Origin of the sequence: Engelhardtia mirabilis (assembly GCF_007748095.1) — a bacterium.
GTDB lineage: Bacteria > Planctomycetota > UBA1135 > UBA1135.
In genome coordinates, this window is the sequence record NZ_CP036287.1 from 5,960,449 (window position 1) to 5,982,030 (window position 21,582).

The window sequence follows — 21,582 nt, forward strand, 5'->3', positions numbered from 1 at the left end:
CGGCCACCCGGATCCCGGCGCGAACCCGCGCTCGGAGGATTCAACGGCCGCCGTCGCGGCGCTGCTCGAAGCCCTCCGCGCCGAGCGGCTCCGCATCGAAGCGCTCGAGGGCGTCGACCCGCGCCGAGGGCGGCCCCTTGGCCAGCCAGGCCAGCATCGAGTCCAGGGCCTGCGGCTCACCCTCCAGGTGCGCCTCCACGCGGCCGTCGATCAGGTTGCGTACCCAGCCGCGCACGCCGCGGCCCTTGGCCGCACGGGCGGTGGACCAGCGGAAGCCGACGCCCTGGACCCGCCCGCTGACCAGCACTCGACAACAGACCGTCGCCCCGCCGGCGCTCGGGCCGGAGCCTTGCGACCCTTCGTTCACTCCGGTCTCGGCTCTTCCACTTCGCGCACGAGGTCAGCCAGGGTCCCGTTCGCCTCCAGCTCCGCCGAGGCGGCGTCGAGGCCGCGCAGGGCCCGGCGCAGGCGCGCGTCCAGGAGCGTCGCGGTGGTGACGGCGCTGTTGCGGCCCGACTCGTCGCCCCCGCGCAGGGCACGGCGGGCGTCGAGCAGGTGCGTCTGGTTGGGATCGCGGCCACAGGTCCAACCCTCCAGCTCGCCCAACTCGGTGCGCGCCAGGAGGCCGGCGTCCGCCAGGCGGCTGAGGGTGTCGCGCAGTTGCTCCTCGGGCGTCATCAGCTCGACCACCAGGTCCTCGGTGGTCCAGGGCTTGCCGCCCTCGAGGAAGCGCTCGGTGATGCGGACCAGGGCGCGCATGCCGGTGGCCTCGACCTCGGCGGGGGTGGGCTCGCCGGCGAGCATGCGACGTCCAAAGGCGTTGTGGTTCTGGTCCGCGTAGGCGAACTCGGCGCCCAGCAGCACGACCATCCACGACAACCAGGTCCAGACCAGGAAGAGCGGAATGGCGGCGAAACCGGCGTAGAGCTCGTTGTAGGAGGCCACCCCCACCTGGGAGCCCACGTAGACGCGCTGGGCCACGACCCACAGCACCGCCGAGCAGAACCCGCCGATCGCCGCCGAGCGCAGGCGCACGCGGGTGTTGGGCAGCACCAGGAACAGCAGCGAGAAGAACAGCCACATGCTCGCCAGGGGCGCCAGGCCCATGGCCAGCTCGGTCGCCCGGCCCAGGTTCTGCTCCAGGAAACTCGGCACGCCCTCGGCCTCGCTGCCCTGGCCCAGGGCCGAGGCGGCCCCCAGGGATCCCACGCTGATCGCGAGGATCGGCGCCACGACGACGATCGAGGTGAAGTCGGAGAGCTTGCGAGTCAGGGTCCGCGCGCGGCGTACGCCCCAGATCTCGTTCAGGGCGTTCTCCACCTGGGACAGCAACTTGACCACCGTGAAGAGCACGATGGCGAGGCCCAGGGTGCCGAGGCTGGAAACATTGGTGCCCTCGACGAAGGCCAGCAGTTGATCGATCGCCCGGCGCAGGTCGGCCGTGCCGCCGGAGGCGGCGCCGACATCGCTAGTGGTGACCGCACGCGCACTGGCATCTGCTCCATTCGCCGCAGCGCCTTCCGCCGCAGTGCCCTGCGTGGACGCGACCATCGAGTCCTCGAGGGCGGCCAACTCGGACTCGGCGGCGCTCACCGAGTCGCCCGTGACCTGCGCCGATTCGGGCGACGACGGCTGAGCCTGGGACTCCCCGGCGCCGGACTGGCCTGCGCTCCCGGGCAACTCGATCCCGTTGGGCCCGACCAGCGCGGACTCGCCTGCCTCCAGGTCCATCGCGCCCGCGCCGCGGGCCGGCTCCTCGCCGAAGGTCGACTCGAGCATCGGCTCGACGACCTTGTTGATCAGCAGGTCGTAGGCCCCGAAGCCCTTGGCCACCGAGAAGGCGAAGGCCAGAAAGGGCACCAGCGAGAGGACCGTGTAGTAGGTCAGTCCCGCGGCCCGGAAGCCGTCCTTGTGGACGACGAACCCCCGCCCGGCGATCGAGACCAGGCGAAGCAGGTGCACGCCGAGGGCCGATAGCGTCGGCGCCTCGGTCCAGTCGCGGCGCCACAGGTCGCGGGTGAAGAACCCGATCACCCGCTCGACCGGACTGCGCTTCGGCTCGTCCTTCGATTCCCCGGCCGCGTCGGGCCGCTCAGTCGTCTCCCTGGGCACGGGCCTGAACGTACCCGATCCAGCGTGCTTCCAGATCTTCCAGCTTCATGTCCATGGCGTTCTGGAAGTGCGTTCCCGATCCCTTGCCTTCGAAGGTGCTGGCCACGAACGCGCGAAAGCCCTCGACGTAGGTGCCCTCGTCGGCCTGCAACAGGAACAGCACGAGCGTGAAGGCCTGGGCGTAGGCCAGCTCCGATCCGTCGACGGCGTGGAACTGGGCCTGGTCGAAGTTGAGCACGCGGCTCAACTCGTAGGGCTCTTCGGCCTGGGCGTGGATTCGCAGCCAGATCCGCGCGCGCTCGGTCTCCAGCAGACTGCTCAACCCGTGGGCCTCGACCTCGACCAACGCCGCCGCGATCTCGGCCAGGCCCTCGTCGAACCACCCGGGCGGGCTGCCGCGCCCGTCGTCGACCATCTGGTAGGCGTTCGACAGGAGCTGGTGCATCAGCTCGTGGGCCAGGGTGCTCAGCCCCTCCCACATGGAGCAGTCGCACACGACCCGGTTCTCGGCCGTGCGGAAGTAGGCCGCGCGCCGGTTCATGGGCGGGAAGGACTCCGTGTCCCCGTGCAGGTGGACCTCCATCACCTTCTGCGGGAAGGGCAGCTCGAACAGGCCGCCGAACTCCCGATAGAGCATGTCGAAGGTCAAGACCGTGGCGTCCACGGCGGCCAGGCTGTCCTCGAGCAGGCTGCTGGCCCGGATCTCGTGGAAGCTCAGGTCGATCTCGAACGGCGTGTCCCAGTCGACGATGCGCTCGAGGAACTTCTCACGGGTCAGCCACTTGCGGTCGATGCGCACGCGCCAACCCTCGCTGTTCGACTTGGAGCCCAGGGCCGTGTGGGCCTCCTCGTTGTCCCAGTTGAAGGCCAGCACCCGCCACCAGGCGTAGCGCGCCTCGGCCTCGAGGCCGACCTCCTGGGCCCACTTGGCGATCTGCACCGCGCCCTCGACGTCGCCCAGGGGCGCGCGGCGCAGGCGCTGGGCCAGCTCGTTGTAGAGCAGCGCCGGTGAGCGGACCTCCTCGACGTCCTCCACCTCCCAGATCCTGTCGCGCGTACCGACCCGGAAGATGATCTCGCGATCGCCCTGGTGGATCAGGTAGCCCTCCACTTCGCGTCCTTTCACGGGCACCAAGGTGTCCTCGGCGCGGTCGCGGTCGGCGGCGGGCAGGAGGGTCAAGAGGGCCAGGACGAGGCCGCTGGCAAGGGCGTGGAAGCGCGCGGGGGAAGGCTCGTGCGACATGGAATTCAGTCCGGGGAGACCGGGGGGCCGTGGACCTTAGCCCAGGGCAGGGCGGCGGTCTTGTGCCTGGCACCGTACGAACGCCTACTCCGCGCGCGCGGCGAGGGAACGCAGCCCCGGCTGGTCGGGCCCGAACTCCAGGCGCGCCGGGAGCACCGCCTCGAGGGGCCCGGCGAAGGCCCAGCGCCGCCCCACGCCGAAGGGCACCTCCAGGGCGTGGCGGGTGCCGGCGCCGTCGACCAGGACGCCGGTCCACGTCGCCCGGGGTTGGGGCACGGCGCGCTCGGTCGTGATCGGGCGCTCCAGGCGCAGCAGCAGTGCGGCGGCGCGCTCCTCGCCGCCGATCTCGAGCGGCGCGGCCAGGGCCTGGCCCTGCGGTGCTTCGAACCGCGCCTGCTCCGTCGCCGCGTTCCAGCGCCGCGCCTGCGCGATCTCGTCCTGGCCCAGTCCCAGGTGCGTCACGGCCACCGCGAACAACCGCTCGACCCGCGCCTGCACCACGATGTCCGGCGCCTCGCGCTCGACGAGCTCGACGTCGAAGCGCACGTAGGACTCCGAGACCATGCGGCTGAAGTGGTTGGCCATGAACTTCCAAAGCCACATGCCGAAGGAGTCGCGCAGGAAGACCGCGCGGGGCAGGCTGCGGTCCGTGTTCTCGATCACGCCGTCGACGCTGCCGCTGGGCGAGGGCCAGAACTCGATCGGCAACCACGCCACCTGGAACGTCGGCTCCAGGTCGACCGCCGTCTGGGTCACGAGGTCGCCCAGGTGCATCCGCACGGACCAGCTGTCGCCGGTCCAGTCCGGCGCGCGTTCGATGGGGTCGAAGCCGCGGTAGTTGCTGCGCTCGAGTACCGGCGTGCCCGGGTAGAGCTCGACCAACGCCCCCATCAACTCGCGGTAGGCCACGAAACCGCCCAGGTCGTTCCAGTGGGTCCCGAGCGGGTAGTAGATCTCCTCCGAGCGCGCCGCCTCGCGCAGGGCCGCTCGCGTGTCGACCACGCGCAGGCCCCGCTCGCGCATCGCGGCGATGACCTGGTCGGTGCGCGTGTACTGCACGTCGACCCGGGCCCAGGCGGGCAGGTGCTCGGGGTACACGCCCTGCTTCTCCGGCGCGATCAACAGCACGTACTCGGCGTCCCGCGCGGTGAGCCAGTCGCGCCAGTCCGCGTAGGTCTGCGCCCACTGCTCCACGCGCGCGGGGCCGAGCAGCTCGCCGCGGTGGATCGCGAAGGTGCCCTCACCCTGGTAATAGAGCCAATCGCCCTCGCCGCGCAGCATGCCCTCGGCGGCGGAGATGCCCAGCCCGAACCAGAGCACGGCCGAGTGGGCGCGGATCAACTCGTGGCGCAGGGGGAAGCGATCGGCGAACCAGGCGGCGGTGGCGCCGGGCAGCTCGCCGAGGGCCTCGCGCTCTAGCGCCACGTCCGGCGTCGGGGCGGCCGGTCGCTCTTCCAACTCGACGCTGGTGTCGACCTCGCCCGTGCCGAGCCACAGGGCCAGGGGCGCGAAGCAACCGACGACGAAGACGCCCGCCAGCCAGATGGACTGCAGCGGCGTCGGTCGGCGCAGGGCTTCGGGCAGGTCGCTCATCAGAAGCGGAAGTAGATGAAGGGCTTGTAGGTGTCGGCCGCGGTGAAGGCCATGGCCACGAACCACAGACCGGTCAGTGCCAACAGACCTCCGGCGTCGAGGGCCCAGCAGGCGGCTCGGGCGCGCCCCGCCGAGCGCGCGGCGTCGCGCCAGCGCGCCAGGGCCTCGACCCAGGGCGCCGAGCCGACCGCGCCCAGGACCAGGGCGCAGACCACGCGCGCGTCGACGATCTCGCCCATGCGCCAGACGGCGTCGGCTCCGCTGCCCAGCCCGACCAGCGCGCGCGAGTAGTCCGCGAGCTGCCCCAGGCTCTCCGCGCGGAAGATCAGCCAGCCGAGCATCACCGCCAGCAGGGTGTAGCCGTGGCGCAGCGGGCGCGGCAGAACCGCCACGCGCTGGCCCAGGCCGATGCGCTCGATCACCAGGAACAGCCCGTGGTAGGCGCCCCACAGGACGAAGGTCCAGGCGGCGCCGTGCCACAGACCGCACAGCAGGAACACCAAGGCCAGGTTGCGGTAGGTCCGCGCCGCGCCGCCGCGGTTGCCGCCCAGCGGAATGTAGAGGTAGTCGCGGAACCAGCTCGAGAGGCTGATGTGCCAGCGGCGCCAGAACTCGGTGATCGACTGGGCCACGTAGGGCCACTGGAAGTTCTCGCGCAGGCGGAAGCCGAACATCCGCGCGATGCCGATGGCCATGTCGGAGTAGCCCGAGAAGTCGAAGTAGATCTGGACCGTGTAGGCGGCCAGGCCGATCCAAGCCAGTGCCGCCGAGAGCTCTCCCGCCGGCAGGGCGAAGATGTCGTCGGCGCCGCGGGCGGCCCAGTCGGCGATCACGACCTTCTTGGACAGGCCGATCACGAAGCGCCGCACGCCGCTGGCGAACAGGGCCAGGTCCACGCGGCGCGAGGCGATCTGCGTCGCGACGTCGTGGTAGCGCACGATCGGCCCCGCGATCAGCTGCGGGAACAGGGCGATGTAGAGGCCGAAGGCCAGGGGGTCCTTCTGCACCGGCGCGTCGCCGCGGTGCACGTCGATCAGGTAGGAGAGGGCCTGGAAGGTGTAGAAGGAGATGCCGATCGGCAGGGCGATCTGCGCCCAACCGTCGATCCACGAGCCGACGAAGAAGTTGGCGTACTTGAACCAGCCGAGCAGGCCCAGGTTGAGCGCCACGCCGAGGGCCACGCCCGCCCGGCCCCGCGCCGCGTCGCCGCTCGCGCGCGCGCGGCCGATCACGAGGCCCAGGCCGTAGTTGGCGGCGATGCTGGCGACCATCCACGCCACCAGCTCCTGCTCGCCCCACCAATAGAAGAACAGGCTCGCGAGCAGCAGCCAGGCATTGCCGAAGCGATGGCGCAGGCTCCTGCCCGTGGCGCGGCCGGCAAGGTGCTCGGCGCCGGCCAGGAGCGCGTAGCCCAGGAGCACCAGCGGCAGGAAGCCGAAGAGGAAGATCGGGGTGCTGAAGAGCACGGTGTCAGCCCGCCGTGGGGGCGCCCGAGTGCATGCGCGGGGCGAAGTCGAGCCGGGCCAGCAGCTCGGCCTCGACCTCTTCGAGGGCCTCCGCGCGCTGGTCCACGCGCGCGCCGTCGAAGTGGGTCCGCGCCAGCTTGGGGAACAGGGCGGCGTGGCCACGCTCGGAGGGACCGAGGTCGGCGTAGAGGGCGCGCAGGCCGGCGTCGGGCGCGAGCACGGCCAGGAGCTCGAAGCGCTCCAGGCTGCGCGCCTCGATCAGGCCCGCGATCAGCAGGCGATCGAGCAGGGCGTCGTCGCGGTCGGTGCGCTCCCGACGCGAAGCGGCCAACAGGCCCTCGACGTAGGGACTCGGAGGCCCCGGTTGCAGCGTCCCGCCGCGCTCGTCGATCAGCGCCAGGACCTGGCGGAAGTGGCTCATCTCCTCGACCGCCACCGCGGCCAACCGATCGCACAGGTCGGTGCGGGCCGTGTGGCGGTTGATCAGCGCCTGGGACGAGGCGGCGGCGCGCAGCTCACAGTGGGCGTGGTCGCTGAGCAGGGCCAGGGGCTCGCGGCAGACGGCCTCGGCCCAGGCGGGGGGGGTGACGGATCGCAGGCGCAGCATCGGGGGGGCGACATGGTAGCGAGCCCGCCCGCGGGGCCATCCGCGCGCCCGCGCCGGCCGTCAGCTGTTCGCGCCGGGGCGCCAGAGCACGTCCGCCGTCTGGCCGTCCGGGCCCGCGCCGATGTTCGCCACCCGCGACATCACGAACAGCAGGTCCGACAGGCGGTTCAGGTAGCGAATCACCTCGGGATTCACCCGCTCGCGCTCGGCCGGCAGGTCGGCCAACTCGATCGCCATGCGCTCGGCGCGGCGGCAAACCGTGCGCGCCACGTGCAGGTGCGCGGCGACCAGGGTGCCGCCCTGGAGGATGAAGGACTCGAGCGGCCCGAGGTCGGCGTTGAGCCGATCGATGTGCTCCTCCAGCCGCGTCACGTAGGACTTCGGCACGCGCAGCTTCTCGCCGTCGGGGCCGGGCACGCACAGGTCCGAGCCCACGTCGAAGAGGTCGTTCTGCAGCTCCAGGATCAGCCCCGCCAGGGGGCCGTCGGGGCTGTGGGCCAGGGCCAGGCCCAGGGCCGCACCGGTCTCGTCCACCGTGCCGTAGGTGGCCACCCGCAGGTGGTGCTTCAGCACCCGGCTCCCGTCGCCGAGGCCAGTGGTGCCGTTGTCGCCGGAGCGGGTGTAGATGCGGTTGAGGTGGACGCCCATGGGGGGTTCATCGGCCGGCGAGGCAGCGCGGTCGAGCCGCAGAGCCTAGGAAGTTCCCTTCGCGGGGGTAAGACCCCCTCCGCCGGGCCAAGGCCAGGCCCGGGTCCTTCACACCGCTTCGTCCCGCATCGCCGCCACCATCGGCCAGGTGTCGGCGATCTGGTCGAAGCGCACGACGCGGCCATCCTCGACCTCGTAGACGTGGGCGAAGGCGGACCGCATGGCGCGCTTCGTCACGGCGTGGACCCCCGCGTAGTGGCCCAGGGCCACGACCCGGTGCCCGTCGGCGAGGAGCTCCTCCACGGGCGCGCCAAAGCCCTCCCAGGTCGACGACAGGCCGTGGAAGATCCCGGCCACCACGTCGTCGGCGCCGCGACGTCGGGCTCCGCCCGGCATGCCCGCGCACTGGTTCCAGATCACGTCCGGCGCCAGGACCGCGCGCAGGGCCGCCTCGTCGCGGATGCCGAAGGCCTCGTAGAGCGCACGCACCGTCTCGGTCGGAGTCGGCGCGGGGATGCGGGTGGTCTCGTCGTTCATCGTCGTAGTTCTCCCAAGCGCTCGACCAGACGCGCCAGGGCGGCCACGTCGCTCGGGTCGAGCGCTCCCGTCAGCTCGGCGTCGGCCTCGGCCACGGCGGCCTCGGTCCGCTTGGCGGTCGCGCGCCCGCGGCGGGTCAACTTGACCGCCACGGCGCGGCGGTCGCCCTTGGCCCGGGGACGGTCGACCAGCCCCTCGGACTCCATCCGTGACAAGAGCCCGGACATGGTCGCCACGTCCAGGTCGAGGGCGCGGGCGAGCTGGGTCACGCCCAGCTCGCGGTGCTCCAGGAGCAGCTCGAGCACGTAGACCCGCTGGGGGTTCAGGCCCTCCCCGAGGAAGTGCTTGTAGAAGGCCTGCACGCGGCGCCAACCCAGGTACAGGTTGAAGCAGGGCAGCTCGGCCAGGTCGCCACGCAGGTCGGACTCGTCCACGGCCTACTAACCTAGGACACCCTTTGTTAGCACGCTTACTACTTTTCGCGAATGGGCCGGAAGTAGCTCGGAGTCGACTTGCGGCGATCGACTAGGCTTGTGCTCATGCACCGACTCGCCGGAGTCGCCGTCGGCGGGATCTCGCTCGGGGGCATCGAGACCAGCATCGATCTGCCGGAGCACAAGCTGTGCTTCGACATCGGGCGCTGCCCGCGTTGGGCGGTGTCGCGGCCGCGGGTCTTGATCACCCACGCGCACATGGACCATCTCGGCGGCCTCGCCTACCACTGCGCCACGCGGGCGTTGATGGGCATGGGGCCGCCGGAGTACCTGGTGCCCAGGCAGAACGAAGCGGCCATCGGCGAGCTCTTCGCCACCTGGCGGCGGCTCGATCGCAGCGAGCTCGAGCACCGGCTCGTGCCCCTCGGGCCCGGCGACGAGCACCGCCTGGGGCGGGATCTGGTCGCCGTTCCCTTCCGCACGCCGCACGTGGTGCCCAGCCAGGGCTACGGCCTGTGGCGCGAGCGGCGGCAGCTGCGCGAGGAGTACCAGGGCCTGCCCCAGGAGGAGCTGCGGCGCCTGGCGGTGGACGAGGGGCTCGAGCTGTCGACCCTGGTGAGCTTCCCGGAGGTGGCCTTCACCGGCGACACCCGCGCGGAGGTGATCGAGCAGCAGGAAGTCGTCCGCAAGGCGCGCCTCTTGGTGATGGAGTGCACCTTCCTCGACGACCGCATCGACGTGGACCAGGCCCGGGAGACGGGGCACGTGCATCTGGATGACCTGCTCGAGCGGGTGCACCTGTTGGAGAACGAGGCGCTGCTCCTGACGCACTTCTCGGCCCGGTACTCACCGCGCGAGGTGCAGGCGATTCTCGATGCGCGCCTGCCGGCGGAGGTCCGCGCGCGGACGACGGCGCTGCTCGAGCGCGTGGGCTGATCGGGCGAGGTCTCGTCGCGGCTGAAGCCGGTGTCGGACGGGGGCCTGATGCGGCATGGCCATCGACGCGGAGCCTCGCGCCGAGGGACGACCGCCCCTCGAGTCGCACGCTTGCATTTGGCGCGTCGGTTCGTCGAGCGACGACGTCGACGGCCCTGACGAGTTCTCTCCTGTTGCCTGCGCCCCGCTGTCCCTGAGGACACGCTGGTGCTTGGGTGCGCACCGAGCCCGACACCGTGAAGCGCGTCGTTGCCACTTGAGACGCCGTTGCGCGGGTGACGCGACTTCGCGGCGCCAGGTTCCGTGCCGGATCCGCGCGCCGCGACCCGCTCGAGATGCGCGCCGTTCCAACGGGGGAACTGCAATCCGACTTCATTGCACCGGCACCTGCCGAGCTGCTATCGCGGGCGGACTGCCTGATTCGAGGACGGCCATCCGGCCGAAAGGAACCAACGATGCAACGACCCCCCCGAGTGAAGTCGCTCTTCACCATCGCGTGCCTCACCCTGTCCGCCTCGCCCCTGGTCGCCCAGGAGATTCCGACGCGCGCGTTCGTGCCGACCCAGGACGGCATCGCCGCGCCGGCGCGCGACTTGACCCTGTATCGACCCGGGCGCGTCTTGATCCAGGTCACGCGCGAGGCCGTCGCCGCCTCGCTGCTCGACCGCAGCTGGCGCGGCGGCGAGATGCAGCCCTTCGCCGGTAGCGGCCTGATCGACCTCGACGCCGAGCTCTTCGTGGCCGGCGCCAGCGGCATCACCCGCTCGCTGATCGACACCGCCGACGTGGAGCGCGGCCAAGAGCTCGGCATGGACCGCTGGTACGCGGTCGACGTGCCCGCAGGGACCGATATCGAAGCCCTTGCGGCGCGGCTGGTAGGCCTGGCCGTGATCGAGGACGCCTCGCCCGACTGGCGCGCCTTCCCGGCGGATGTGCCCAATGACCCGCTGCACGCCAGCCACTGGGGCCACAACAACACCGGCCAGATGCTGTCCTACTGCTGGGGTTGCGGCGGGCACGCGGGCGGGAGCCCGGTGGGCACGGCCGGCTTCGACACCAGCGCCGAAGCGGCCTGGGACGGGGCCCAGGGCTACGGCTCGGCCTCGGTGGTGATCGCTATCATCGACTCGGGCGTCGACGCCGGCCACCCGGACCTGCGTCAGGTCGCGGGCTGGGACTACGGCGACGGCGACTCCAACGCCGACGACAACTCGGCGGCCCCCGGCCACGGCACCGCCTGCGCGGGCGTCGCGGCGGCGATCAACGACAACAACCTCGGCACGGCGGGGATCGCCGGCGGCTGCTCGATCATGCCGCTCAAGGTCGCCAACAGCGCCGGCAGCATGTTCTTCTCGGCCATCGCCAACGCGGTCACCCACGCGGCCGACAACGGGGCGTCGGTGGCCTCGCTGAGCCTCGGCGCGGCGATCTCCAACGACTCCCAGACCTCGAGCGCGATCTCCTACGCGAACAGCCAGGGCGTCACGATCCTGGCGGCGACCGCCAACGGCAATCAGTCGTCCCTCGAGTACCCGGCCAACAACGCCCTGGTGATCGGCGTCGGCGCGGCCTCGCCCTGCGGCGAGCGCAAGCGGTCGTCGTCGAGCACCTCGGAGCTGAACCCCGGCGTGGCGGCGGACCCCAACGGCTACACCTGCGACGGTGAGCGCTGGTGGGGCTCGAACTACGGCACCAACACCCAGGACGCGGCGGGCGCCGTGGACGTGATCGCGCCGACGATCCTGCCGACGACCGACATCCAGGGCTCGGGCGGCTACGACTCCGGCAACTACAGCCAGTGGTTCAACGGGACCTCGTGCTCCACGCCCTACGCGGCGGGGGTCTGTGCGCTGATCCAGTCGGCCAACCCGAGCTTCACGCCGGTGCAGGTGCGGGCGCAGCTCGTGAGCACCTGTGACGACGTGACCAGCGTCGAGTCCGGCGCCGGCTGGGACCGCTACACCGGCTACGGCATGGTCAACGCCGCGGCGGCCGTGGGCAGCGGCGGCGGCGGCCCCGGGCCCGGCGCGACCTACGCGAGCCTGCCCTACTCGACCGGTTTCGAGGCCACGTCGCTCGACGCGAGCTGGACGACGGTGCTCGGCGCCGAAGGCCGCATTCAAGTCACGACCGCCAACGGCCCCTTCGCCGGCGCGCGACACCTGACCATGGACGACACCATCGACGCGGGGGCCTACTCCCTGAACGAGGCGCGTCTGCACCTGGACCTGTCCGGTGAGAGCCAGGTCGACCTGGACTTCCAGTGGAAGGAGTTCGGCGACGAGACCCATGCCGAGGACGGCGTGTACTTCTCGAGCAACGGCGGCTCGAGCTTCGTGAAGGTCCACGACCTGAACGGCGGCTCGACGACGGACAACACCTGGCAGGCGGTGTCCCTGGACCTCGACGCCTTGGCGGCGGGGGCGGGTTTGACGCTGACCTCGACCTTCGTGGTCAAGTTCCAGCAGTACGACAACTACGCCATCGCCACCGACGGGTTCGCGTTCGACGAGGTCTCGGTCGCGGCCGGTAGCACCGGCGGCGGGGGCGGCAGCTACGCCACCCTGCCCTACTCGACTGGCTTCGAATCGGGCGCCCTCGACTCCAACTGGGTCACCACCGAGGGCACCGAGGGTCGAATTCTGGTCACGACGGCCAACGCTCCGTACGCGGGCTCGTGGCACCTGACCATGGACGACTCGGTCGACGCGGGCGCCTACTCGCAGAACGAGGCATGGATGCGGCTCGACCTGTCGGGCGAGTCGCAGGTTGACCTGTCCTTCCGCTGGAAGGAGTTCGGCGACGAGACCCACGCCGAGGACGGCGTGTACTTCTCGAGCAACGGCGGCACGAGCTTCACCAAGGTGCACGACCTGAACGGCGGCTCGACCACCAACAACTCCTGGCAGCTCGTCTCCCTGGACCTCGACGCGCTCGCGGCGGGGGCGGGCTTGAGCCTGAGCTCGACCTTCGTGGTCAAGTTCCAGCAGTACGACAACTACGCGATCGCGACGGACGGCTTCGCCTTCGACGAGGTCTCGGTCACCGCGGGCTCCGGCGGCGGGGGCAACCCCAACCGGGCCCAGGTGGGCTACTCGACCGGCTTCGAGACCGGGGCTCTGGACTCGTTCTGGACCACGACCTCGAGCCCGGAGGGTCGCATCCTGGTGACGACGGCCAACGGCCCGTCGGCCGGGTCGTGGCACCTGACCATGGACGACTCCGTGGACGGCAGCCTGTACGGGCAGAACGAGGCTTGGCTCCTGTGTGACTTCACCGGGCAGAGCCAGGTGGGCCTGACCTTCCGCTGGAAGGACTTCGCCGACGAGACCCACACCCAGGACGGGGTGTTCCTGTCCGACGACGGCGGAGCGTCTTTCACGAAGGTCTACAACCTGAACGGCGGGTCGTTTGCAGACAACACCTGGCAGACGATCAACGTCGACATCGACGCGCTGGCCGGGAGCAACGGGCTGTCGCTGAACGGGAACTTCGTGATCAAGTTCCAGCAGTACGACAACTATGCGGCGACGACGGACGGCTTCGCGTTCGATGACATTGCGCTGAACTGAGCCGCGTGGGACGTACGGTGGCGGGACCATTCGTCCCAACCGCGCCAGCGATCTCGCGCTTCGCGAGATCGCCGGCGCGGTTGGGACGAATGGTCCCGCCACCGTACGTCCCACGCCACCGTACGAACGCCTACCGCCCCCCCGGTCAGACCTGCGTCATCCCACCATCGACGGTCAGCTCGACCCCGTTCACGAACGACGCCTCGCTCGAGGCCAGGAACAACGTCGCGTTCGCGATCTCCTCGGGCCGACCGAACCGCCCCAGCGGCACCTTGCCGACCAGGGCCTCCGCCATGGCGTCGAGCGCGCCCTTTTCCATCCCGGTCTTGCCGAAGATCGGCGTCTCGATCGGGCCCGGGCTGACCGCGTTGACGCGGATCCCGAGCGGGCTCAGCTCCGCCGCCAAGGTCCGCACCAGAGACCGCAGCGCTGCCTTGGTGGCGGAGTACACGCTCGCCCCCGCCATGCCGACGTTGCCGGCGACCGAGGTGTTGATCACCACCGACGAGCCCGCCGACATCAACGGCAGGGCCTGCTGCACGACGAAGTACACGCCGCCGAAGTTGATCCCGAACATGCGCTCGAGGCCCTCCTGGTCCTGCTCGGCGAAGGGCGCCATGGCGAAGACGCCGGCGTTGGCGAAGAGGATGTCGATGCGCCCGAAGCGCTCGCCGATGGTGGCGAAGAGCTGCTTGCGGTCCGCGGCGTCGGCCACGTCGCCGCGCACGCCGAGCGCGCGCTCGCCGAGCTCGGACAGGGCGGCGTCGAGGGTCTCTTGGTTGCGCCCGGTGATGACCACCTGGGCCCCCTCGTCGATCAGGCGCTTGGCGGTGGCCAGGCCGATGCCACTGGTTCCACCGGTGACGAGGGCGATCTTGTTGTCGAGCTGCTGCATGGTTGTCTCTGCCGTTGCCCCGTGGGGCGGTTCGTGGTTGGTTGTAGACCGATTGGTCAACTTTTAAACAAGAGCGCACCCGGAGGGGGCACGGTCGTTGTGTCGTCAGCCGGCCCTCAGGCCAGCACGGCGTCGATGGCGGAGCGCGCCAGGCGCCGCGCCTGGGTCGCCTCGAGCTTGCCCTTCGAGCGCGTCACCGCGCCGATCGCGAAGACCGCCAGGAACTCCGCCAGGTCCGAGGCGTCGCGGTCCGCGCGGAACACGCCGCTGGCCTGGCCCTCGGCGATGATCGCGGTGACCAGCTCGCGCACCTCGTCGAAGTGGTCCCCCACCACCTTGGCGATCTCCGGATCGTGGGGCCCCAGCTCGACCTCGACGTTGATCGCGTAGCAGCCGCGGTTGTCCGCTGCGTCGCAACTGCCCAGCATCGCGTTCATCCACGCGTCGAGCTTCGCCTCCGGCGTCGGCTCGCCCGCCAGGGTCGCCTCGATCTTCGCGTGCCCCCGCGCCAGGTAGCGCCGCAGGGTCGTCAGGAACAGGCTGCGCTTGTCGCCAAAGGCCTTGTAGAGGCTGCCCTTGTGGAGCCCAGTCGCCTCGATCAGGTCCGCCATCGAGGTCGCCTCGAAGCCCTTGCGCCAGAACGCATCGAGCGCCGCGTCGAGGACCTCGTCCTCGTCGAACTCACGCGGCCGCCCGAGGCGCCTAGGCGCGCTGTCGGGGGTGGCTGTGTGCCTGGCGCTCATGGGAGCCAAATATGGACCGCCTGGTTCCGAAGTGACACCCGGAATCGAAGATTTCAGTCTGCGGGGCCAACTGCGGGGTCCGGGTCGACCCCGATCCCGAAGTCCGAAGGCTTGGCACCGCTCCCGAGGGCCCGCATCGACTGGTGCCAGGCCCGCGCGTCCCGCCCCTCGAGGGGCGCCCGGGCGAAGACCCGGCGGGCCGACTCCTCGATGTCCTTGCGCGCGCCGGGCGTCCAGGCCTTGGCCCCGAGGGTGCGCGCCACGTTCTCGGTCAGGAACTCCCGGGCCTCCCCGGTCAGAGGGGTGGTGCGCGAGCGCCGCGCCGGCCGCTCGCCGGGCTGGAACAGGCTGAACAGGACCACGGCCACCGCCATGGAGAGGTTCAGCGAGGTGTGCTCGTCGCTGGTCTCGATGTAGACGAGTTCGTGGCAAGTGTCGGCCTCCTCCGCACGCATCCCGTCCTGCTCCGCGCCAAAGACCAGAGCGACCTGGGAGTCCTCGTCCGCCCACAGCTCGGCGAGATCACTGCGCCGCGCCGCGAAAGGCTGGATCGCCCGATGGTTGCGAACCTTGCCCGTGAATCCGATCGCATGGGTCCGATCCGCCAGGGCCTCCGCCAGCGAGTCGTGCACCACGATCCGAGCCGCCGCGTCCTCGACCCCATGGGCCATCTGCTCGAACTCCGGATGGATCAGAATCGCCGGCCGCTCGGGGCGCACGAGGTGCAACCCCGCCGGCCCGAAGTTGAGCACGGCGCGCAGCACGGACCCCACGTTGCGCGGGCCGGCAGGGCGGCAGAGGACGATGCGGTTCACGCGGGTGAGTCTACTCAGCCGAGTCGGCGGAATCCCCGCCGCCGGCGTCCTCGGGCTGACTCTGCAGCACTGCGAGAATGGGGCCGACGAGCTTGCTGTCGACCTCGCGTCCGAGCTCCTGCGCGGTCGACGAGTAGAGCTTGAACATCGCCACCGTTCGGGTACGGAATGCCGCTGGATGGGCAAGGAAAAAGGGCCGGTAGAGTCGAATCGCCTCACTGACCGACCCAAGAGCCTCCTCGTCCTGGTCGGCTCCGCGCAAGATGATTGCACGCTGGGCAAGCGAGCCCGCGAGGTCGGGCGTGAAGGCCTCGGGCCGTGTCTGCGCCAGCTGGCGGTAGAGCGCCACCGCCTCCTCGACCGTCTCGAGGGCCTCCTCCCGCCGCCCCAGCCCGTCGAGGTGGTTGCTCAAGTTGTTGAGCGAGGTTGCGAGGTCGGGCGTGAAGGCCTCGGGCCGCGTCTGCGCCAGCTGGCGGTAGAGCGCCACCGCCTCCTCGATCGTCTCGAGGGCCGACTCCCGCCGCCCCAGCCCGCCGAGCTGGTTGCTCAAGTTGTTGAGCGACATGGCGAGGTCGGGCGTGAAGGCCTCGGGCCGCGCCTGCGCCAGCTGGCGGTAGAGCGCCACCGCCTCCTCGATCGCCTCAAGGGCCGCCTCTCGCCGCCCCAGCCCGCCGAGGCGGTTGCTCAAGTTGTTGAGCGACATGGCGAGGTCGGGCATGAAGGCCTCGGGCCGCTCCATCGAAAGCGATCGAAGGTGGCCGATCGCCTCCTCCTGCAACTTGAGCCCCTCCGCCAAGCGACCTGCTTCAGCCAGGATGGCGGCCTCTCGGTTGAGCACGCCGACAAGACCGGGGAGATGGCGATCTCGGTCTTCCTCGACTAGCCTCCTCCCAATCGCAATCGCGTCGGAGCTGCGCGGTCTATCGTGAGGCGACGGGACCTGATCTGCGCAGATAACACCTTCGCCGCCATCGACCCAGCGGAGAACGTCGCTGTAGCCAGCTTCGAGCCGCGGCGCTTTGCCGACAAGTGCGTCCTGCTCATTGATCAGAACCGCGGATTCTTCGAACAGAACTAGTGGCGCGTCGAGCGAGAAGACCTCCGCGAGACGCGTCGTCTCCTGAGTCAGGGCATTTTTGACCGCGTTCCGCATGTCCTCTATTTGCGATGGCGGAGACCCGGCGGGCAGGCGCGAGAGGACGGCGCGTACGGGAATGGGATCCAGGCCATCGGTCGCCCGCGATGACGCCAGTGCCCGGAGTACGGCTCGAGTCCCGTACAAGCCCTCAGGGCTCGTCCCCATCAGCGCAACGACCTGATCCGACAGGAGTGCGAGCACTGCGCTTCCGAGGTCGGTGACACCGGTTCGAGAGTCGATCAGGAGGTGATCGGCGCCGGTCGCCGCCTCGATGGACTCGCGCAACCAGGCTGCGAACCGAGCACCGCCGGCCTCGGGTCCGAAGAAGAGGTCCTTCCACCTGACCTTGTTCAACTGCTGCCAGTAGCTGCCCGCCGGAGCGGGACCGGCCGAGAGAACCTTCAGGTGCTTGGTCCCGGAGACCGGGCGCAGCCAAGGCTCGATCGACTCCGGCGGGGACTCCCCACGTTGGAATCGGAGAAGTAGGTCGATGAGACCGGGTCCGAGGTCATCGCGATCGTCGAATCCGAGCTTGAACGGTAGGCCGGGCGCCTCTAGGTCCATGTCCAAGGCGACGACCTTGTGGCCGAGTTGGTCCAAGGCCCGCGCGGTCCAGGCGAGCAGCAGCGTTCTGCCCAGCCCCCCCTTGTAGGAATAGAAAGCTGTGGCCTTCACGGATCCCTAAGCGGCAGGCGTGAAGTTGAGGATGCTTTCACGCCTCGAGATCTCCCGGTCAATGCGATCGACCTCAGAGTCACGCCGGACCCCCCACGCGCTTTGTCGGCTCGCGAGGCCATGCCTGCCGTGCACCGGAGTTGCTAGCTCGGCCATGAGCAGGGCGGCCTCTCGCATCAACGCGGGATCGGCCAGCAGGGCTGGCGCGTCGAGCAGCGCTCGCAGGACCAGTTGCGCCTGACCCGTTCCGCTGGCGAGGGACGCCTCACGAAGACGAGCGAGATGGCCACGAATTTGGTCGGAAGTCGCCATCTTGAGGACCTCGAACGCCGCCCTTGCAGCAGCCTCGAGTCGGTCGGGGCCGAGGGCCTCCCGTCGCTCTCGAATGAGGGTCGCAACCAGCGAACTCCAGCTCTCGAACGGCATCTCCCTGACGAGGAACCCTCCATCACGGAAGACCCTCTCGAGGCCACTCGAGGTCAGAGTCTCTCTGTCGGCGGAGTCGTAGGGGGGCCGGAGGAGAGAGACCTCACCGTCGTCGGCACGTACGACTGCCCAACCGTCCGCCGGGGAGGATGCGATCAGGTTCAACATGGCGTCAGACCTCATTCCACTGGATTCCATGCAGATCAGCAAGCTCCCGGACCCGCCGGTGCTGCTCCAGGTCCAGGCCCGTCGACTCCGTCCCTCCTGAGAGCGCCGACTCGAACGCCAGGTTCTGGATCTCATCGGCCCTCTCCTTGGCCAGTCGAATCTCCTCGACTCCTTCCCGAGCTGTGGGCGTGATCGACACCCCTTCGATGTAGTCGTCCTTCGAGCAGATACGGATCGCAAGGGGGACGTTGCTTAGGCCGAGGTACGCGAGCTTGACCGCCGTCAGGTCTCCAGCTTGGTGTGTGGACGCAACCCACTCCGCAAGCCGCTCTTCGACGATGTCACCGCCCGCCGCTCGAAAGAGCTCGTTCGCACCTGTCAGGGAGTCCTCCCCAATCCATACGGGATCGGCTGGCACCCTGCCTTTGTTCGGCGAGATGGACTCGATGAAGCAGTAGTCCCCGTACTTGGAGGCTCCAGCTCCACCAACGTTCAGCGCGCCGTAGTAGAAGTGTCCGCCGCCGCAGTAGTTCGCCTCGAACTCCAGCCTGGGGCCGAAGTGCTCACCCAATGACACGCGCAAGATCTCGTCGACGGGTCGGTTGGTCCTGGTCGCTTCGCCTTCCGCCCAGGTGAACTTGTTCAGCCGCCTCCCCGTCTCGAGGAAGTCTTCGGCGGCAGAGGCCCGGAGGTTGAAGGCCAGCCGACCTTCGGCGTCGACAAGTTGTCTCACCTCCGAGGTCTGGTCGACCTCCGCCGCTCGCTTCGCAAGCCGTCCACCGTTCTCACGCGCGAGTGCGTGGAGGTGGGTGGGGTCTGATTGCTCTGCCACGATAGAAGCTCCTTCCACTTCGGTTCTCCCGCGATCGCAATCTACCTCGTTCCCTACTCGCGCGGCGTGTGCAGGCCCGCCTCGATCAGCTCGTCCGCCTCCGCGCGCAGGGCCTTGGTCCACAGCCAGCCTTCGTGGAGGTCGACGAAGATGTGGAGCAGGATCGAGGGCCAGATCGATCCCGACAGGACGTACAGGACCGACAGGCTCGAGCCGAAGACCACGACCTTCGCCGCTTCGCGCTTGCCTTGGTAGAGGTGCGACGCCCCGAAAGCCAGCGACACGAACACCGCCGCGGCCCAGGCGGCGGGTTGGTCGGGGCTGGGGGGGGCGAACTCGCCGGTGGCCCAGGCGAGGGCGTAGGCCAGAAGGAACCCGCGGAAGATGATCTCTTCGCAGAAGCCGGCGGTGATGGAGAGCCAGATCCAACCGGCTTCCTCGCGCGGAGTCCGCGGCAGGAACGGCGCGGCGGCGGCGCTCTGGGCGAGGGTGCGTTGGCGGCGCCAGGGGTCGGCGAGGATGAAGCGGCCGCGCAGGACCAGGACCAGTGCGGCGGCGAGCGCGATCAGGAAGGCGAAGGCGAGGCCGGGCTCGACGCCGCGGGGCGAGAGGCCCAGGGCGTTCGCGTCGGCGCCGCGCAGCCAGGTGGCGCCCAGGACCAGGCCCGTGACCAGCCACTGGGTCGCGGCCGACTGCTGCACCACGGCGCGGCGCAGCTCGGGGTCGGTGGCGAGGGCCATTCGCATCGCGGGGTCCGCGCCGCCCTTGGCCGAGAGGACGGGCAGGACGACGCCGACAGCGACGGCGAGCAGGTGGTCGGCGAGGGTGAACACGGGGGCGGCTCACTCCCCTTCCGGGAGCTGACGCAGGAAGCGGCGCTGCTCGGCGGTGATCGGCGGGCCGGAGGGGAAGGGCGGGGCAGGGCGCCAGAGGTTGACGCTGCCCGGGGCGACGTCGCCGATGGGCTCGGCGAAGGTGACCCGGCGCTCGAGCTCCAGGTCGTCGTAGCCGGGCAGCACGAGCACGAGCGCGGGGCCCAGGGCCGAGCGGCCGCGCAGGGCCATCTCCGACGCCGCGGCGAAGCGGCCGTCGACCTCGAGGGCCACGGCCAGGGATCGCCCGGCACCGACGCGAAGGGCTCCGTCCGCGGCCACGGTCGGCAGCTCGCCATCCTCGTCGGGGGGCCAGAAGGCCAGGTGCGCTGAAGACAGATCGGCGGCGCCGCCCTCGAGGGTCAGGCGGCCGTCGCCGGCGTCGACGAAGCGAAGCGGCGGACCGGGCTCGTCGCCGTCCTCGGGCTCCGCGAGCTCGGCGCCGCGCGCGTCCAACAGGCGCGGAACGGCCAGCTCCGCCAGCGGGCGCCCGCCCACGCGCACGTCGGCCTCGGGCACAGGCTGGCCGTCGCGACGCAGCTCGATCCACAGGGGCAGGCCACGGCGCGGCCCCTCGATCGCCACGAGGCGCGCGGACCCGTCGGCTTCGAGGTCCAGCTCCACGCGATCGCTGCGGCGCGCGGCTTCGAACGCGGCTGCCTCGTCGACGGTGGGCGCCGCCGGGCCGACACGCATGCCGCTGAAGCTGCCGTCGCCGGGACCGCGGACGGAGATTCGCCAGGCGTGGCCCGCACCCAGGGCCAGGTAGAGCGCCGCGTCGCCGCCCGCTCGCGTCGCCGCAAATCGGGCACGGGTGACGTTCTCGTCCGCCTTGCCTGCGTTGTTCCCACTCACCCGTAGGAGTATCGGCAGCACTTCGCCGAGCCCCATGGGTGCTTGACCGGGCCGGGACAGGCCGAAGAGGAACGACTCGTCGCTCCAGTCAGGGTGTCGATCCGCATCCGGCGGCAGGATCGCCAGGATCACCATCAAGTCTCTGCGCACGAGCATGCCGCTGAACAACCGCTCGAACTCCCGATCGATCTCCATCAACCACAGGTCGGCCAGGGCCTGGTCGAGGCACGCCGCCGCGCGCGAACCGCGCCGCCGGCCGACGCGCTCGAGCACGGCTTCGAGGTCGCCGGCGGCGGCGAGGTCGATCAACTCGGTGGCCTGCGCCTGGCCCAACTCGGCCGCCAACTCGGCGGCTGCGGCCCGCAGGGGCGCGGCGGCGACCTCCCCGTCGATGGTCGGCGGCAGGCCGGCCTCCCCCACCGGGGGCGCGGAGAACTGCACGAGCGCGAGCACCGGCTCGGGCACCGTCAATCGCCGCTCGATCGTCGCCAACGCCCGATCGACGACGGCCTGCGGCGTGGCCGTGCGGCGCGGGCTGCCGGTGCCCACCGACTCCCAGGCTTCGAAGCCGCTGCCGAACCCCGTCAGCGCCGCGTCCAGTTGCGGCATCGCCACGGTGGCGACGGGCGCGAAACCCAGGGCGCGCGCGTCGGCGATGGCCGCGGGCAGCTCGGCGCCGAGGCGGTGGAAGCCGAGCTCGCGTGCCGAGCGCAGGCCGTGTCCGTCGAAGCCGGACAGGAGCGTCGCCATGGCCGGCGTGACCGCGCTGGGGACGCCCTCCAGGGGCTGCCGCGCACTGTTGCCGGTGAACGAAGCGAGGTTGGGCGCGAGCGTCGCGAGACGCGGAGAATCGAACACGTCGGGCGGAATGCCCTCGAGCACGACCAACAGCGTGTCCGGCGGCGAGTCCTCGGGCAGCTCCGCCACCCCGGGCAGGCCCGGCGGGCCCGATCCCCCACAGGCCGCGAGCAGCGCGACCCCGAGCCACCCTCCGAGTCGGCCGAGCACACCCACC

The 21,582-nt window shown here is 70.5% G+C and carries 19 protein-coding genes; 2 read left to right on the top strand and 17 right to left on the bottom strand.

The features are described from left to right. Positions 1–40: 40 nt before the first annotated feature. The 9 genes from Pla133_RS22050 to Pla133_RS22090 all read right to left on the bottom strand — a co-directional run bounded on the left by Pla133_RS22050 (position 41) and on the right by Pla133_RS22090 (position 8,640). On the bottom strand, positions 41–304 hold the full coding sequence (locus Pla133_RS22050) for an acylphosphatase (protein ID WP_145071034.1): 264 nt from the start codon (positions 302–304) through the stop codon (positions 41–43). A gap of 59 nt (positions 305–363) precedes the next feature. Further along, the gene (locus Pla133_RS22055) at positions 364–2,112 is read right to left on the bottom strand and encodes a YhjD/YihY/BrkB family envelope integrity protein (protein WP_145069316.1); all 1,749 of its coding nucleotides are present in this window, start codon (positions 2,110–2,112) and stop codon (positions 364–366) included. Further along, complete coding sequence (locus Pla133_RS22060; protein WP_145069318.1) at positions 2,093–3,355, bottom strand: DUF1570 domain-containing protein; 1,263 nt, start codon at positions 3,353–3,355, stop codon at positions 2,093–2,095. The genes Pla133_RS22055 and Pla133_RS22060 overlap by 20 nt, the downstream gene beginning before the upstream one ends. Positions 3,356–3,439: 84 nt before the next feature. Continuing rightward, entirely contained in the window at positions 3,440–4,948 is a 1,509-nt protein-coding gene (locus Pla133_RS22065) for an alginate O-acetyltransferase AlgX-related protein (protein ID WP_145069320.1), read from the bottom strand. Continuing rightward, positions 4,948–6,414 carry an MBOAT family O-acyltransferase gene (locus tag Pla133_RS22070; RefSeq protein WP_145069321.1) on the bottom strand — a complete coding sequence of 489 codons (1,467 nt, stop codon included), beginning with the start codon at positions 6,412–6,414 and terminating at the stop codon, positions 4,948–4,950. The genes Pla133_RS22065 and Pla133_RS22070 overlap by 1 nt, the downstream gene beginning before the upstream one ends. A 4-nt stretch (positions 6,415–6,418) precedes the next feature. Next, on the bottom strand, positions 6,419–7,021 hold the full coding sequence (miaE, locus tag Pla133_RS22075) for a tRNA isopentenyl-2-thiomethyl-A-37 hydroxylase MiaE (RefSeq protein WP_145069323.1): 603 nt from the start codon (positions 7,019–7,021) through the stop codon (positions 6,419–6,421). Between the two features lie 60 nt (positions 7,022–7,081). Further along, positions 7,082–7,669 carry a cob(I)yrinic acid a,c-diamide adenosyltransferase gene (locus Pla133_RS22080; protein ID WP_145069326.1) on the bottom strand — a complete coding sequence of 196 codons (588 nt, stop codon included), beginning with the start codon at positions 7,667–7,669 and terminating at the stop codon, positions 7,082–7,084. Positions 7,670–7,777: 108 nt separating this feature from the next. Beyond that, the gene (locus Pla133_RS22085) at positions 7,778–8,206 is read right to left on the bottom strand and encodes a nuclear transport factor 2 family protein (RefSeq protein WP_145069328.1); all 429 of its coding nucleotides are present in this window, start codon (positions 8,204–8,206) and stop codon (positions 7,778–7,780) included. Further along, positions 8,203–8,640: a MarR family winged helix-turn-helix transcriptional regulator gene (locus Pla133_RS22090; protein WP_145069331.1), complete on the bottom strand. Its 438-nt coding sequence runs from the start codon at positions 8,638–8,640 to the stop codon at positions 8,203–8,205. Before Pla133_RS22090 ends, Pla133_RS22085 begins: the two co-directional genes overlap by 4 nt. A 105-nt stretch (positions 8,641–8,745) precedes the next feature. Between Pla133_RS22090 and Pla133_RS22095 the strand changes: the two genes are divergently transcribed. Together Pla133_RS22095 and Pla133_RS22100 are read left to right on the top strand one after the other, a co-directional pair. Then, positions 8,746–9,576 (top strand): MBL fold metallo-hydrolase, encoded by an 831-nt coding sequence (locus tag Pla133_RS22095; protein WP_145069333.1) that lies wholly within the window; start codon positions 8,746–8,748, stop codon positions 9,574–9,576. A 455-nt stretch (positions 9,577–10,031) separates the two neighbouring features. After that, positions 10,032–13,148, top strand: a complete 3,117-nt coding sequence (locus tag Pla133_RS22100) for a S8 family serine peptidase (RefSeq protein ID WP_145069335.1) — start codon at positions 10,032–10,034, stop codon at positions 13,146–13,148. Positions 13,149–13,293: 145 nt separating this feature from the next. On the opposite strand, the gene Pla133_RS22105 is transcribed toward Pla133_RS22100, so the two are convergent. From Pla133_RS22105 to Pla133_RS22140, 8 genes are all read right to left on the bottom strand, one after another. Further along, entirely contained in the window at positions 13,294–14,043 is a 750-nt protein-coding gene (locus Pla133_RS22105) for a glucose 1-dehydrogenase (protein WP_145069337.1), read from the bottom strand. A gap of 116 nt (positions 14,044–14,159) precedes the next feature. Beyond that, positions 14,160–14,786 carry a TetR/AcrR family transcriptional regulator gene (locus Pla133_RS22110; RefSeq protein ID WP_145069340.1) on the bottom strand — a complete coding sequence of 209 codons (627 nt, stop codon included), beginning with the start codon at positions 14,784–14,786 and terminating at the stop codon, positions 14,160–14,162. Between the two features lie 53 nt (positions 14,787–14,839). Beyond that, positions 14,840–15,601, bottom strand: coding sequence for a TrmH family RNA methyltransferase (locus tag Pla133_RS22115; protein WP_419191841.1), 762 nt, complete (start codon positions 15,599–15,601; stop codon positions 14,840–14,842). Positions 15,602–15,611: 10 nt separating this feature from the next. Beyond that, entirely contained in the window at positions 15,612–17,414 is a 1,803-nt protein-coding gene (locus Pla133_RS22120; protein WP_419191842.1) for a KGGVGR-motif variant AAA ATPase, read from the bottom strand. 6 nt (positions 17,415–17,420) lie between these two features. After that, positions 17,421–18,008: a hypothetical protein gene (locus Pla133_RS22125; RefSeq protein ID WP_145069344.1), complete on the bottom strand. Its 588-nt coding sequence runs from the start codon at positions 18,006–18,008 to the stop codon at positions 17,421–17,423. A gap of 4 nt (positions 18,009–18,012) precedes the next feature. Further along, positions 18,013–18,840, bottom strand: a complete 828-nt coding sequence (locus tag Pla133_RS22130; protein ID WP_145069346.1) for a hypothetical protein — start codon at positions 18,838–18,840, stop codon at positions 18,013–18,015. 53 nt (positions 18,841–18,893) lie between these two features. Beyond that, positions 18,894–19,673, bottom strand: coding sequence for a CPBP family intramembrane glutamic endopeptidase (locus Pla133_RS22135; RefSeq protein WP_145069348.1), 780 nt, complete (start codon positions 19,671–19,673; stop codon positions 18,894–18,896). A gap of 9 nt (positions 19,674–19,682) precedes the next feature. After that, positions 19,683–21,575 carry a hypothetical protein gene (locus Pla133_RS22140; protein WP_145069350.1) on the bottom strand — a complete coding sequence of 631 codons (1,893 nt, stop codon included), beginning with the start codon at positions 21,573–21,575 and terminating at the stop codon, positions 19,683–19,685. Between the last annotated feature and the right edge of the window lie 7 nt (positions 21,576–21,582).